We start from the raw sequence: 16138 nt of genomic DNA on the forward strand, positions 1-16138 counted from the left end.
TTAAATATTTTAAACAATTTAATTTATTAAAAAAATAACTATTTATTTTTAAAATTTTCTCCCATATCAGAAACTAGTAGTTTCCAAACTTTATCATTAGTTAATCTAAAACGAATGTCTTCTATATTTTTTATTTGATTTTTAACTTCTTCGATTGACTTTTGACTTTGTTGTGCAACTAATTTAAAGAAATCTTCAATTTCTTGATCTGTTGTTGTTAAATTATATTTTTTAGAAATATCCTTGAAAATAAAACCTAAAACAAGACGTGCTTCTGCATCTTTTTTAAATTGAGCTAATAAATGATCTTCTTTTTGATTTAATGTTTTTAAGTAATCGCTTCGATTAATATTATGTTTTTTTAAACTTTCATCAAAAACAGTAACTATTTGTTGATACTCTTCGTTAAGCATCATTTCTGGTATTTTTACTTCAGAAATTTTCATTAACTCTGAAATAATTTTTTCATTAAAGTCATCTGAACTTTTTTTTTCGTATTTTGATTGAAGCTCATTCTTAATACTTTCTTTTAAATGATCAACCGTTTCTACTCCGTTAATTTTCAAATTTTTAACAAATGTATCATCTAATGTTGGCGTGCTTTTAGCTTTAACTTCATGAACGGTAACTTTAAATATAGCATCTTTCCCTGCTATATTTTTAGCATCATAATCATCAGGAAATCTTACTTTAATATCTTTAATATCACCGGCTTTTAAACCAACTAATTGATCTTCAAAACCTTGAATAAATTGATTTGAACCTAATTCAAGCGAATAATTTTTTCCAGAACCGCCAGCGAATGATTTATCATTAATTTTCCCAGCATAAGAAATAACAACCATATCGCCAATTTTTGCTGGTTTATCTTCAACTAATTTAAAAATAGAATTTCTTTTAAGAAGACTATCTATATTACTATTAATTTCTTTATCTGTTACCTTGTAATCATTGAACTTAACTTTTATTTTTTTTCAATCACCTAATTTTACAACAGGACTCATTGAGAATAGAAAACTAACTTGACATGAATCTTTGCTAATAACATCATATTTAGTTTGAATTTTATTAAAATTATGAGGTTTAACTTTATATTTTACTAAATTTTCACGTGCATGATAATAAGATTTATGAGCAAAGATTGAAGCTGCTTCTTGCAATATATTTGCTTCTGGTATTTTTTTATTTAAAACGCTGTCAGGTATATGTTCTGATCTAAACCCTGGAATTTTTAAATTCTTAGAAAGTTTTTTCTTTGCGTCTTTAATGTATTGTTGTCAATCGCTTCCTTCCGATGAAAACGTATATTCACCGGTTAATGTAGTTATGTTTTCTTTTTCTGTGAATCTCATATATAGTAATTTTAACTGTTAAACTATCTTAATTTATTTTATATTTGTATTAATATTATGTAATTATTACATTATATTATTTTATATTATTTTATGGATGTTTGATTATTTTTTTATTGATTTATTCATATTTATTTAAAATAAAAAAGTAATATTTAATTAATATTAGGCAAAAATTGAAGCTAAATTAAATCAATAAAAAAATAATAAAATGGCACCCACGATAGGACTCGAACCTACAACAGAATGCTTAGAAAGCATTTGCTCTATCCTATTGAGCTACGTGGGCGCTTATATTATAAATAAATTAAGGAAAAAGATATAAAAAGATGCTTTATAAAAAAATGTCTTTTAATTTTTTATAAATCAGATCTTTAGTATCATTTTTATTTGCTAAAATTTTTAATTTATTGGGAACTAAAGAAAATGAAATTTTTGATTTAGCTGTTGGACTAAATTTATAATTTTGATCAAAACCATCACAGACAATCTTTAAATTTTCTTCGTTTTGCGAAGAAAATTTAAATGAAACAACATCTTTTTCTGTTAAAATAATAGGAGATTGTAACGATCTTTGCCGTTTGTTGTTAATTGGAGCAAGTTCAGTTAATAAGTAAAGATGGGGGTTGTTAAAAATAATTGGTCCTAAAATTGATTTATTAAAACCTGTCGATCCTAGATTAGAAGAAAGAACTAGTCCAGAACCAAAATGAGTGAATAAATGAATATCGTTTATGAAAACATCAAAGACATTTGTTTTAACAAGATTGCAAATCTTAATTTCATTAATAGCGTAATAATTAACATCATTTATTGTTAATTTTAAAACTGGTTCATTTATTTCAGAAAAATTATTATTTTTAAAATCTTTGAATAAAAGGTCAAGTTTATCAGCGTTGTATGTTGACAAACGCCCAATCAAGCTGGTTTGAATTGGCAAAAATTTTAAATTCTTAATATTAAATTTAAAAAGATTTTGAAATGCGTACAAAAGAACACCATCTCCACCGATAGTGACTACTAAATCTAATTTATTTAAATTTGAAATATCAGTAACAGATAAAGATTGATGACCGTGATTTTTTAAAAATAAAGCGATTTCTTCGCCCACTTTATGAGTTTGATTTGAAAGGTTATCTAAAATAACAAAATTCATCGAAATAACGAATTGTTAATCTTTACGGAGAAAAATTTCTATCTGTTCTTTTTTAAACCCTACTTGGATACGATGTTTTGATTGTTGGATGATAATAGGTCGTTTTAGAACTGTTGGGTTTTCTTTTATAAATTCAATAATTTGATCAACCCTTGAATTATAAATTTTATGACGGTTATTTTTTAATTCTTTACTTCGGTTAGAAATTATTTCCTCAAAACCTGAATGAGAATATTTAATAATTTCTTTGATCTCATCTGTTTCAAAATTATGTTTTAAAATGTTTTTTTCAGTAAAACCAATCGAATTTGATTTAAACCATGATTGAACTTTTTTACATGAACTACAACTAGGAGATGTATAGATAATAAAATCATTAGTTACTGAATTATTAATGAAATTGCTGTTACACAAATCTTGTTTAGGTTTTTGTGTAGATGGATTTGATTTTGTTATCTTTTTAATTTTGTTCACGACTTTTTTCATATAAAACCCTTATAATTTCAATATTAATATTTTTAATTCTTAACAATATAAAAAAAATAAAAACCAACCGTTTATTTATATTTACTGAAGTTTACAATATTATATAAAAATATTTCATTTTATGGAGTTTTACTATAAATATTAGTCTGAACTTTTTTTAGAAAACTTCTTAGGAGTTAAGTCCTCTTTTTCAATTGGTAATGGAAATAATAATTTACGGTTTGTGGCTGTATATTTACATTCAGGATAATTGCTACAAGCGATAAAATCTCCAAATTTACTATTTCTAATAACTAGTTTTCCTGTATCACAACTAGGACATGGAATATTTAAAGAAATAGAATTTATATAATCCATTTTTTTAAAACATGCTTGGATTTGATCTTCAAAATCTTTAAAAAATTTTTCCAAAAACTGTTTATAATCAAGCTTTTCTTGACTGATTTTATCTAATGTTTCTTCAAGGTTACTACTAAATTTATAGTTAATAAATTGAGAAAAATATTTTTCAATATTTTCATCAGTTAAAATACCTCGATAAGATGGAATCAATTTACCTTGTTGTTTTGCGATGTAATTAGATTGCTTTGTTTTAAAGATCGCATCATTATATGTAGATGGTCTTCCAATCCCTAATTTTTCTAATTTATCAATAATTGAAGACTCTGTTAAAAGCGGTGGAGGTGAGGTTTCTTCTTCTTTTCAGTTAACATTAAGAACTTGGTAATTCTCTCCTTTAACAAAATGAGTTATTAATTTTTGATTTAAAGTTTTTTGTTCTTCAATTTTTGTTTTTTTACTGATTATTTCAAATCCTAAAAATTGATTCATTTCGATTTTTTTAGAAAAAAGAAAATTATTATTTTCAAATATAAAATCATAAACTTTATATTTAGATTGAGTCATGTACATCATTAAACAATTGTTATAAATTAATTGATAAACATTAAATTGTTCAGGTGTTAAAAATTGTTTAATTGTGTTTGGAGAATATTCTAAGTTTGTAATTCTAATTGCTTCATGAGCATCTTGAATGTTAAGAGCTTTTTTGGTGTCTGTAAATGAAACATTATTAAGATAATCTTGACCAAAATCGTTTTTGATTTTATTAAGAATCTTTATTTGAAAATCTTCATTTATTCTTTGTGAGTCAGTTCTTGGATAAGAAATAAGTCCGACATTGTTTTCTTCGATTTTAACCCCTTCATAAAGCGATTGTAAAATAAAATTAATTTTTTGAATAGAATAACCAAAATTAGCAATTCCAGCTTTTAAAATGGTTGCGGTTATAAAAGGTTTGGGCGGATTTTTAATCTTATTTGTAACTTTTACATCAAAAAGATTAGCTGAATTGTTTAGTTGCTTTTTAGTTTCTAAAAATATCTCTTTATTTGTAAAATTTTTATATTTATTATTTTTATCTCCAATCAAAAATACTTCAAAATCGTGCTCTAAAAGTAAAGAAAGAGTTCAAAATTTTTCTTTATTAAAATTTTGGTTTTCTTTAAAGCGTTCAACAATCATTTTTAAAACGATTGACTGGACTCTACCTGCTGATCGTGAATTAATTTTAACCGATAGCAATCTACTTAATCTAAAACCGATAATTCTATCTAACATTCTTCTAGTCAGTTGTGAATTAATCATTGGTTGTGAAAAAACGGTTGGATTTTTGATAGCATGAATGATTGCATCAGGAGTTATTTCATTAAAAACAATCCGAAAAAAAATAATTTTTTTATTCTTTAACTTTGAAGATATAGCATTATGAAGATTATATGCAATCGTTTCACCCTCTCTATCAGCATCAGTGGCAAAATAAATAACATCAGCTTTTTGAGCAAGGGCAACAATTTGTGTAACAATTTTTTTATGTTTTGGTTCAATTTCTCACTGCGGTTCAAAAGTATTTAAATCGATCCCAAGATTAAGTTTTCCTTTTTTTTGAAGTTGATAAATGTGGCCTTTTGAACTGATAACTTCAAATTTATCATCTTTGAATGCTTTATCGACAAATTTCTGAATCGTAACTGCTTTACTTGGAGATTCTGTAATTAATAACTTCATGCTAATATCAACTTAAAAAAATAATCTTAAAAATATATATTGAATTACTATTATAAAATAAAATTAAATTAAAATTTCTTTAGCATAATCATGTTCAATTAAATAATTACAACCTGATTTTTCATCGCTGTGATCGTAAAAACAAAAAATATCACGATCATTGTTAAAGGCATGAAAAGCTGTGTTTAATGTTCCGCTTTGCGGACCTGCTTCAATGATGAAAACTGATTTAGATAAACCAGCGATAATTCTATTTCTTGCTTTAAATTGATGTTTTTTGATTCCAACAAAGTATGGGTACTCTGTTAATAATAAATGCTCTTTTTTAATTTTATTGATTAAATATTTATTTTGACGAGGATATAAATAATTGAATCCAAAACCCAAAACTCCAACTGTTTTTAAATTTAAATTCATGGCTGATTCATGCGCAAAGCGATCAATTCCATTTGCACAACCTGAAACAATAACGGGTTTTTTATAAGTGTTTTTTAATTTTGAAACAATAAAATTGGTCCTAATATATCCGATCGGTGAATAATTTCTTTTTCCAATGACAGAAAAAATAAAAAAATTATTAAAAATATTAATATCGCCTAAGTAATATAACACTCAAGGTGGTTGCTCAATGTGCTTTAAATAAAATGGATAATTTTTATCATAAATTGTAACAAAACGCGTTCCAATTATTTTGATAATTTGTTCATATTTTAAATTCATTTTAGGTATATTTCCTAAAAATAAATTTTTCTTAATTAAAAAATAATCGCCGTTATGTTCAATCGACAAAAGTAATAATTCTTGGCGTTTTTTGCTTAAATTTTCTTCTTCTTTTGAAATGTCGAAACTGTCATCAATATTTTGTAAACTAAAATTTTGAACCGTTTTGCTTTCTTCTATTTTCATATAAAACTCTGAAGTAATCTCTTGTTAGTTAAAACATTGTGCTTTAAATAAAATAAATAATTAGTTCATTCCTTATAAAATTATATTCAAATTATGCGTTCTATTCAAAAAATGCATTCATTTATAAATAATAATAGGCAAAAATAAAAGAATTAAATCAATCATTCTTTGAAAATTTTAACATAAGCAAGTTTTAAAAATTGCGAACAACCAAGATAAGCAAAGACAACAGCAATAAGAAATCCATAATAAAAAGCAGGGAGTTGAACCATTGAAAAAGCGGTTCTTGTGAAATCAATATTTGGTAAAATAAGGGCAACGATGACAACGATACTTGTTGATAAAAATAAATATTTTGATGCTCTTGACTGTAAAAAAGGAATTTTTTTCGTTCTAACAGAATGAATAATTAACACTTGAGTAATAACTCCGATCAAGAATCAACCAGTACTGAATGCATTACCAGAATCTAAATTATTATATTTTAAAACATATCAAAGGAAAACGAAGGTAATAATATCAAACAAACTACTTAAAATAGCATTTGAAAAAATAAATCAGACAATATTTTTATTTTTTCATTGCGTTTGCGTTCGAATATCTTGATCATCAACGTTATCTCAAGGAATTAAAATTTGCGAAAAGTCATACAATAAATTTTGGAATAAAATTTGAATTGGAATCATTGGCACAAATGGTAATCAAACTGAAGCGATTAAAACTGAAAAAATATTTCCAACATTCGAAAACATCGTGATTTTTAAATATTTGGTTGTATTAACAAATGTTTTTCTGCCAACAACGATCCCATCTTTAATAACATTTAAATTTTTATTTAACAAAATAATATCAGAACTTTGTTTTGCAATATCAGATGCATTATTAACTGAAATACCGACATCTGCAAATTTTAATGATGGACTGTCATTTATCCCGTCCCCTAAAAAACCAACGACATGTTTTTGTTCTTTTAAAATCCGTATAATCCGTAATTTTTGTAATGGTTCAAGTTTTGCAAATAAATTACATATTTTCAAAGCTTCCCCTATTTCTATATCAGACATTTTTTCGATTTCTGATCCAACAATAATTTTTTCAGTATCAAGGTCGATATGCTTACAAATTGTTCTTGTTATCTCAGGACTGTCCCCTGTTAAAACTTTAACTGCAACCCCATAGTTAATAATTTTCTTAATTGCAGATATTGCTGATTTTTTTGGTTTATCTAAGAATTGTAAAAATCCAACAAAAATTAAATCTTCTTCATCCCGCTCATGATAAACGGTGTTTTCAGTATCAATTTTTTTATAAGCAACTGCCAATGTTCTTATTCCTGCTTCATTCAGTTTTTTAGCTTTTTTATGAATTTTATCAAGGATAGAACTATCGATTGGAATTGGATTTTTTTTATCATCGTTATGGTAATACTTTGAATGATCTAAAACTTCTTCAAGTGAACCTTTCATTAAAAGAAGGTGATCATTTTCTTTTTTTGGTTTTAAAATAATAGTTAAACGTCTTCTTGCAAAACTAAAAGGAATTTCATCTATTTTAATGTAATCTGATGCAAAAATATTAACTCCTTGGCTGTTAACATATTCAATGATTGAACGATCAATCGTACTTTTAACTCCGGTTTGAAAATAACTATTTAAATAACCAAGCTTTAACGTAAAGTCGCTATTAGCACCAAAAATATCAATTGATTTTAATAAACTAATATTATCATGGGTTAATGTGCCTGTTTTATCAACACACAAAACATCAATCGCTCCAAGGTTTTGAACAGAACTTAAATTCTGGGTAATAATTTGTTTTTTTGATAACAAAACCGCCCCCCTGGACATATTAGCGGTTACAATTAAAGGTAACAGTTCAGGTGTGATTCCAACTGCAACTGAAATAGCAAATAAAAAAGCATTATTTCATGTATGAGGATGTAATAGACCATAAACTAATAAAACAGACGGCATCGCGATTAACATAAATGTAACTAACATTAATGAAATTTTACGAATCGTTTTATCAAAATTTGTTAATGGATTTTTTGATTGTAATGATACTGCTAATTGTCCTAAATAAGTACTTTTTCCGGTTCCAATGACAATTCCAATTGCTGATCCACTTGTTACAGTTGACCCCATATAACAAATGTTTTGTAAATCTAAGGGGTTAATTTTTTTGCTTTTAATTTTTCATTTAGTATTAGTGGAAATATTAATATCAGGAAGTGGAAATGAATGTTTTTCAACTGGTTCAGATTCTCCTGTTAAACTTGATTGACTGACATATAAATCTTTTGATGCAATTATTCTTAAATCGCCTGGAATCATATCACCAGCTGATAAATAAACAATGTCGCCAGGAACAATATCTGAAAATTTAATTTCTTTCGTATTTCTTGCGACTAAGTTATAGTTAACAAGATCTATTTTTAATGGTTTGTTTGGATCATAACGAAATACAGAAGCAGTAACATTTATTAAAGATCGTAGTTTATTAACAGCTGTTTGAGATTTTAATTCTTGGAAAAAATTAATTGAAACACTTATTAAAATCATTAATGCAACTATAATCGCTCCAATTAATGATGAAAGACCCGCACCTTGAACTGCTCATGTATAAAAGTTATAACTTGAAATACAGGCTAAAACAATAACAAAAGGATTAAAAATACAACTTAAAATTTTTTTTAATCAACTAAACTTATTTGATTTAAGTTCATTTTTTCCAAAAGTTTCAAGTTTTTGTTCAACTGCATCTTCAGATAAACCATACTCAGAAGAATTTAAATATTCATAGCAGCTTTCAGAATCATATAATGAGTATTTTCTCATTTCCTGAAAGTTTAAACTAACTAATTTTCTTTTCGTAAATTTTTTAAACATGATAAACTAATAACCTCATTTTACGATCAAAAAGAACAATTTTTCTTAAAATGGAGAAAATGTTTAAATTTTTTTATATCTGTTTATATTTTAAAAGAAATTTAAAAAAAACTAAGTTTTAAGATAATTTTTTAATTTTAAATGATTTACGATGATGCGAACAATAACCATTCTTTTTTATTTGCTCAATATGATATTTTGTTCCGTATCCTTTGTTTTGCGAAAAATTATATTCTGGAAAATCTTTGCTAATTTCTGTCATCATTCGATCTCGACTAACTTTGGCTAGAATACTAGCTGCAGCAATATGAAAACTTTTTTGATCACCTTTTTTCAAATTAAAAATCGGGATATTGTCAAAATGATTATAGACTGGTGAAAAATCTGCTAAAAAATAAATATTATCAACTTTTGCTTGAAAATAATTAAATAATTCTGCTATTTCTTCTTTAATGGCTTGATTTAAACCCATTTGATCAATTTTATTATTTTGAACTTGAACAGTTTTGTATAAAATATCTTGCTTTAAAATCTCTTCTTCTAATCTTGAACGTTGTTGTTTAGTTAAAAGTTTTGAATCATTAACCAATGAGTGAAAATAATCTGATAAAAAACAAACCCCAGTTATAAAAATTGGTCCAGCAAGAGCCCCTTTTCCTGCCTCATCTATCCCAACTAAATATTTAACTTGATATTTTTCTTTAAATTCTTGATCAAAAATTAATAATTTAGAATCATTATTCACATTAAGAAAGATTTATATAACGATTTTTATAAATAAATATTTTTTCTCTTAAAAATTGAATACATAAATCAGCACATCATTCAAGATTTTTTAAACATCCCATAACAGTTGTTAATTGAATAATTTCATCCTTACTTGCGCCTTGTAATTTTTTATTTAAATTTATTAATAATGAATTACAATTATTGTTAATTAAATTTTCAGTTTGAATAATCCTTGATAAACTTTCTTCGTTATATTTTTTAATAAACTCAATACTTTCTTTAATTTGGAAAATTAATTTATTAATTAGTTTGACTAAAAATTCATTAAAGTAATTAAAACTCTTGTAATAGTATTTAATAAATCTTTTTCCGATATCTAAAATTAAATTTGAAATCCGATAACAATCACGAAAAATATTGATATAAGCAATCATTTTTCTTAAATCCTTAGCAATCGGTGATTCTTTGGTGATTAATCAAATAATATCAGAAATAATAGTATCGTACTTATCTGAAATTAAAACATATTCATCAACGTGTTTTTCTGCTCTTTCATGATCATTGTCGATGATAATAATTGTTAATTTTTCAATATAACTAAGAACATCGGTCATGTAGTTGATCAAAGCTTTTTTAATAAATTTAATTTCTCTATCGATTGTTCTTGTCATAATAAATGGTTTTTATAATTATATCTTATCAACTAATTTGTCATATCTTCCAGTAATATATTTCTCTGTTAATCAATGTTTTGGTCTTGAAAATAAATTTTTTGTATAGTCAACTTCAATTAACTTACCATCAAGAATAAAAACTGTTTTATCAGATATTTTTTTAGCTTGATTCATTGAGTGGGTAACTAAAATGATTGTATAATTTTTTTTCAACTTCAAACATAATTCTTCAATTTTACTTGTAGCGATTGGATCAAGTGAACTTGTTGGTTCGTCCATTAAAATGACTTCAGGTTTTAAAGCTAAAGCCCTTGCTATACATAAACGTTGTTGTTGTCCACCTGATAATTGATGAGCGGGTTTTTTTAAACTGTCTTTAACTTCATCTCATAAAGCTGCTTGTTGTAATGCTTCTTTAACGATTTGTTCTATCACTTGTCTATTTTTGATACCGTGGATTCTTGGACCAAAAGCAACGTTTTCAAAAATAGAAATTGGAAAAGTGGTTGGTTTTTGAAAAATCATACCAATTTTATAACGTAAATTCATTGGATTATAATCAAAAACAGATTTACCATCAAACAAAATATCACCTTCAATTTTAAAACTTTTGCTAATTTCATGCATTCGGTTAATTGACCTTAAAATGGTTGATTTCCCGCAACCAGAAGGACCAATGATTGAAAGAATTTTATTTTTTTCAACATTAAAACTAACGTTATCAATTAATTTTTTATTTTCAAAAATTACATTAAGTCGATCAACTTTAATTTTCAAAAAATCATCATCTTGATAAGTTGAAGTTTGCTTAGATTGACTATCAATTTCCTTAATATTCGTCATTTATTTAGTTTCTGTTGATTTTATTTTACAATTTTTCGAATTTTTAAATTTAATTTTCGATAATAAAAATCGATAACTTTTATTAATTCAATGGCGTTTTGGTTTTATCCCTGAACTAACATTCATTTTGTTGATAATTTGTTTAGCGGTGAAATTTAATACAATAATAATTAAAAGAATAATAATGATCATTGCGTAAGCAAAATGAACAGCATACGGATCTCTTGACTCTTGAAACAAAAGATAGACGGCCGCTGTTAATGTTCTTCCTTGATCAAAAATATTGTGCGGTAAAAAATATGCTCCTCCCATTGTTAATAGCAAAGGAGCTGATTCTCCAATAATTCTGTTAACAGTTAAAATGATAGTTGAAATAATACCGTTTTTTGCTAACGGAATAATCATTTTAAAATTAATCTGAGAAGAAGTAGCACCTAAAGCATAACAATTATAAATTGTATCTTTTGAAACTGTATTAAAACTTTCAAGAAATCCAAATGTCATTGTTGGTAAAACAACAAAACAAAGCGTAAATGCCCCTGCTATAATTGAAAAACCAACATAACCTAAACGAAGCGTTTCAACAAATAAACTTAACCCAACCAAACCAATAACCAGTGATGGAATTGAATTAAGTAACATCATTAAGAAATTTAAAATTTTTTTAACAATTGATTTGTGGGGGGAGTTTAAATATATGGCAGCAAATAAAGATACAGGGAAAGCAATAATAATTGTAAATACAATAATTAATAAAGTTGAAACAACAAAAGGGGCGACTCCAGAATGCTTAAGATCGCTAGGATTATAATCTTTCCAAAGAAAATTTCACTTAATATAAGGTAAACCTTGGACTAAAATATAAATAATAATCGTTAAAATAACTAAAGATAAAATTAAAAAAGGGATAAATAAGAATAGTCAATATGATGTGCTTTTCAATCCTCTTCTGGTTAAAAAATTATCTTGGAAAAAGTTTTTAACTGAAGATCTAGATACTTTAAATCTTAAGTTGTTTTTAAAAGATGAAAATAATTTTTGAAAGTTTTTTTTCATTTTAGAAAATTAATGATGTTGATGAGAGAATTTCAAACTTTTTTTCTGAATAAAAATAACAGAAAAATTTAAAATACCAACGACTAAAATTAAAATAAAAGCAAAAGTGTATAAAACGGTTTTGTGTTGGCCAAGTGCTTCTAAAATATCATTAAAAATTTTATTCGTAATTGTTGAACCTGAACCACCTAAAAATTGCGATCAAAATTTATCCCAATTAGGCATACCAACCGCCCCACCTATAACCATACTAACAGCCATAGTTTCTCCAACGGCTCTTCCGATACCCATTAAAAATCCTGAATAAATTCCTGGTTTAATCATCAAAAAAACAATTTTATAATTAACTTCTATTTTACTTGCTCCTAAAGCATAAGCTGAATCCTTATAAACTTGTGGAATTGCGCTTAAAGATATGATAATAAAAGTTGAAATAATCGGAGTTATCATAATCGCTAAAACAAGTCCTGCAGTAAACAAAGAAAGATTAAATATTGGAACTAAAATTGTTAAACCTAAAAGACCAAAAACAATTGATGGTATCCCTGATAAAAATTGGATAATTGAAAATAAAATCGTCTTAATTGGTTTTGAACAATAATCATAAATAAAAAGTGAAAACCCAATCGAAAGCGGTAAGGCAACAAGAACAGCAATAATAGTTGTTGTAATCGTTCCAATTAAAAACGGCAAGATTCCAAAATGATTAGTTGAAGGATCTCAATTTGAAGAAAAAATTGAACCAAAGCCATTAACCCCATAAACAAAAATAAAAATTATTATCCCAATAACGATAGCTAATGACAAAAAAATAAAAAATCAAACTAATGTTTTAAAGATATGATTAATAACTTTAAGATATTGGTGATATCTATCAAAGCTTGAGGGAATAATTAATGGAGTGAGTTTTGATGGAGGTGTTTTCATAAAATTAATTATTTCATCAATAAGGTTGAATTTGCTTATTATAATCAGATACTTCTATAAATGTTTTCATATATCGATCAAATGAAAGATAACTATCACCGATTTTATTGACTATGACTATTTCATTAGAATGTCCGCCACATTTTTGATCACTACAATATATATTAATATATTTTTGATCATCTACAATCGATTTACCTTTCGGTCCAAGAATCCAGTTTAAAAAATCAAATAAATATTTTTTCTTAGCATCTTCTAAACTGATGATTAAATTTAAAGGGTGCCAAAATAAATAATAGTTTGGATCGTTTGGATGTAAAACACCATTCTTAAATATATCATCTGAAACATTTTTGCTATTTGGATCGATTACATCTGTTGATTGAGTATTGTATTTTATTTTTGGCAAATCAATAAAATTGTAATTGGATTTGATAATATTAATATAACTTAAAGGTAAATAGGCAATCGAACCCTTCATCATTGATAAAATAGAAAGACTTAGTCCGTTTGAATTTGAAATTGAAAGATTTTTTGAATCTGGAAGTTTCATATCTGGATGACCGTAAGCTTTCATCGCATTATAAAAACTATCTCTTGTCCCGCTTCCGTTCTCTCTTGAAATTAAATAGACAGGAACAGGATTACAATCTGGGAAAACATCTTTTCAAGTTTTAGCTTTTCCAGAAAATAATTTGTATAGAACGTCGATTGTGAAAACATCATTTGGAGAAATATTTACTCCTTTTGCGTTAACACCAAAGATAATCCCGTCATATGCAATTGGAAAAGTAGAAAGTTGATTGTTTTTTCAAGTTGATGTCTTATACTCGACATCTTCAGGATTTCTTGAAGCATTCCCGATGTTTGTCAATTTATTCATTATGAAATTGATTCCAACTGTACTTCCCCCGCCTGAAACACCAATTTTTGTTTCATTAGTGTCATTAAAATATTTATATCCAAGATTTTCTAATAACGGTAAAACTGTTGTGCTCCCGTTAGCAAAAATAACATTACCGCTTGGAAATACCATGGTTAATAAAAAAGCTAAAAAAACGATAAAAAGAAAAAATAAATAAAGGAGTGATTTTTTTTGATTTTTAAAATATTTTAAAAATTTGGTCGACATTTTAGTATTTAGGATTTATTAAATAAAATGTTTACTTGATTATTTAACTTTTTTGAAGAAATGAAAAATTTAATATTATATAAAGTTAATAAATATAGTGTTATGTTTAACCCTTTGCCAAGATTCTTTAATAAAAAAAGAATATCAAGCGAATCTATATTTTTTTGATTTATTGTTTTTAAAATTTTATCATTTATTGGTTGATTATTGTCTTTAATTGTAACAAAATTATAGTTATTATTATTACCTAAAGTTATTTTTATTTCTAAATCATCAAAATTATCCATCGAATGAATAATGCTGTTAAAAACTATATTATTTAAGCATAACCAAAAAACTTCATAATGTATTCAAACTTTAATATTTTTGCTCTTATTATAATTAATAAATTTTATTTTAATATTTTTAAAAATAGATTTTATGATTTTAAGATAATCTCTAATAACTAAATTAAGATCTATTTCTTTATTTATCTCAAATTTTTTGATATCGCTTTCCTTTAAAGATATTAATTCTAAAGTTTTTAAAAAGTTTTTTATTTTTGTAACATGATATTCTGTTTTCTTTTTATTGGACGTTAAAATCATATTTTGAAGTGAAGAATTAATTTCATGATTAATAAAGTTAATTATGTTACGAAACAGGAACGAAAAACTCTGATCAATTTCTGAATTTTTAATTGGTTTTCAAACTACATAATAACATTTATATTTATTTATAAATACTTCTTCAAAATAAATTCTAAATAATCTATTTTTGATTAATAAATTGTTTTTTGTTTTATGTGAAAAAAAATTATTAAAATAAGTAACTAGTTGTTTATCTTGTAATAATGATAACTGATTTTGATAAAACTTTTTGTTCTTAAAGATGATTGAGTCTTTAAAAATAATTGTTATTATATGATTTGAATTCAGATTAATCCAAAATAATTTTAATATCATCAAAAGATCAAGATACGATAAATGTTCTTTTGTTAAGTTGAAAAAATAAACTTCCAACATAATAAAAAACAAAAAAGAAATGATGATTATAAAAGTTAGAAAAAAATGAAATTTACCTATATTTAAAAATAAAATTATTAAAAACGAAAATATCAATAATTTTAAAATAAGTTTGGAATTAAATGAAAAATATTTGGACATTGATATAAATATTATTTTTTATCATTAATTATTAATTGATATCCTTTTTTATAAACACTTGAAATAGAAATTAAGTCATTAAAATTAATAATTTTTTTCTTAATTTGGGATATCATAACATCTAAACTTCTTGAAGTATTTACATACTCTTCATCAAATAATGATGCTAAGTATTTTCGTGATAATATTTGGTTTTGGTTTTCAATTAAAGATAAAAATAATCTGTATTCTTTTTTTGTAAAATTGATCTTTTTTCCTTCGATGATAAAATGATGATTCAAATCATCGCTTTTAATTGATATATTTGTTGTTAGTTGTTGGTTTTTAAATTCTTTATAAAAACGTAAAAGGCGATATTTAAGTGCTGTTCAAGAAATTGGTTTTCTAAAAAAATCATAAACTTCAAGTTTAAGACTTTTTTCTTCAACTTTTTCGTTTAGAAAAAAAGCGGTTATAAAAATAATTTTGCTATCTATTTTATTTTTTTTTAATCATTTATAAAACTGAAAACCGCTTTCATAACTTAAATTAACATCAATAATAATTAAGTCAAAGTAGTTTGCTCTACATAAACTGATTGCGTTTTCAATCGTACTTGAAAAAGAAAAATTAAAATGTTGGTGCTTTTGTGATTTTTGTTTAATTTCAGATAAGAAATAATAATCATCATCAAGAAATAAAACTGAAAGTTTGTCCATTGTATTTTTGAAAAAATTAACTTAAATTTAAAAACTTAATATATCTATTTTTTTATATATCGGTCTATTATTATAAAGA

14 protein-coding genes and 1 tRNA gene are annotated in these 16138 nt (G+C 25.2%); all 15 read right to left on the reverse strand.

Going from position 1 to position 16138, the window contains the following annotated elements:
* Window positions 1-38: 38 nt before the first annotated feature.
* A complete protein-coding gene (tig, locus tag JRW51_RS00280; RefSeq protein WP_250328691.1) occupies window positions 39-1352 on the reverse strand; it encodes a trigger factor in 1314 nt (437 codons plus the stop codon).
* Window positions 1353-1564: 212 nt separating this feature from the next.
* Window positions 1565-1641, reverse strand: a tRNA-Arg gene (locus tag JRW51_RS00285).
* 45 nt (window positions 1642-1686) lie between these two features.
* The gene (locus tag JRW51_RS00290) at window positions 1687-2508 is read right to left on the reverse strand and encodes a hypothetical protein (protein ID WP_250328692.1); all 822 of its coding nucleotides are present in this window, start codon (window positions 2506-2508) and stop codon (window positions 1687-1689) included.
* Window positions 2509-2523: 15 nt separating this feature from the next.
* Window positions 2524-2994, reverse strand: coding sequence for a Spx/MgsR family RNA polymerase-binding regulatory protein (locus JRW51_RS00295; RefSeq protein WP_250328693.1), 471 nt, complete (start codon window positions 2992-2994; stop codon window positions 2524-2526).
* 141 nt (window positions 2995-3135) lie between these two features.
* Complete coding sequence (gene topA / locus JRW51_RS00300; protein WP_250328694.1) at window positions 3136-5061, reverse strand: type I DNA topoisomerase; 1926 nt, start codon at window positions 5059-5061, stop codon at window positions 3136-3138.
* A gap of 63 nt (window positions 5062-5124) precedes the next feature.
* Window positions 5125-5967, reverse strand: coding sequence for a DNA-processing protein DprA (locus tag JRW51_RS00305; RefSeq protein ID WP_250328695.1), 843 nt, complete (start codon window positions 5965-5967; stop codon window positions 5125-5127).
* Window positions 5968-6119: 152 nt separating this feature from the next.
* A complete protein-coding gene (gene mgtA / locus JRW51_RS00310; RefSeq protein WP_250328696.1) occupies window positions 6120-8804 on the reverse strand; it encodes a magnesium-translocating P-type ATPase in 2685 nt (894 codons plus the stop codon).
* 169 nt (window positions 8805-8973) lie between these two features.
* On the reverse strand, window positions 8974-9600 hold the full coding sequence (locus JRW51_RS00315; protein WP_250328697.1) for a ribonuclease HII: 627 nt from the start codon (window positions 9598-9600) through the stop codon (window positions 8974-8976).
* 1 nt (window position 9601) lies between these two features.
* Window positions 9602-10255, reverse strand: a complete 654-nt coding sequence (locus JRW51_RS00320; protein ID WP_250328698.1) for a PhoU domain-containing protein — start codon at window positions 10253-10255, stop codon at window positions 9602-9604.
* 18 nt (window positions 10256-10273) lie between these two features.
* Window positions 10274-11101 carry a phosphate ABC transporter ATP-binding protein PstB gene (gene pstB / locus JRW51_RS00325; RefSeq protein ID WP_250328699.1) on the reverse strand — a complete coding sequence of 276 codons (828 nt, stop codon included), beginning with the start codon at window positions 11099-11101 and terminating at the stop codon, window positions 10274-10276.
* Window positions 11102-12157, reverse strand: a complete 1056-nt coding sequence (locus tag JRW51_RS00330) for a PstA family ABC transporter permease (RefSeq protein WP_250328700.1) — start codon at window positions 12155-12157, stop codon at window positions 11102-11104.
* A gap of 9 nt (window positions 12158-12166) precedes the next feature.
* On the reverse strand, window positions 12167-13084 hold the full coding sequence (locus tag JRW51_RS00335) for a PstC family ABC transporter permease (RefSeq protein WP_250328701.1): 918 nt from the start codon (window positions 13082-13084) through the stop codon (window positions 12167-12169).
* 4 nt (window positions 13085-13088) lie between these two features.
* On the reverse strand, window positions 13089-14216 hold the full coding sequence (locus tag JRW51_RS00340; RefSeq protein ID WP_250328702.1) for a substrate-binding domain-containing protein: 1128 nt from the start codon (window positions 14214-14216) through the stop codon (window positions 13089-13091).
* Between the two features lie 8 nt (window positions 14217-14224).
* Window positions 14225-15220, reverse strand: coding sequence for a hypothetical protein (locus tag JRW51_RS00345; protein WP_250328703.1), 996 nt, complete (start codon window positions 15218-15220; stop codon window positions 14225-14227).
* A 152-nt stretch (window positions 15221-15372) separates the two neighbouring features.
* A complete protein-coding gene (locus tag JRW51_RS00350) occupies window positions 15373-16059 on the reverse strand; it encodes a response regulator transcription factor (RefSeq protein WP_250328704.1) in 687 nt (228 codons plus the stop codon).
* Between the last annotated feature and the right edge of the window lie 79 nt (window positions 16060-16138).

Source organism: Mycoplasma sp. SG1 (genome assembly GCF_023612375.1).
In the GTDB taxonomy this organism is placed as follows: Bacteria; Bacillota_I; Bacilli_A; order Mycoplasmatales; family SG1; genus SG1.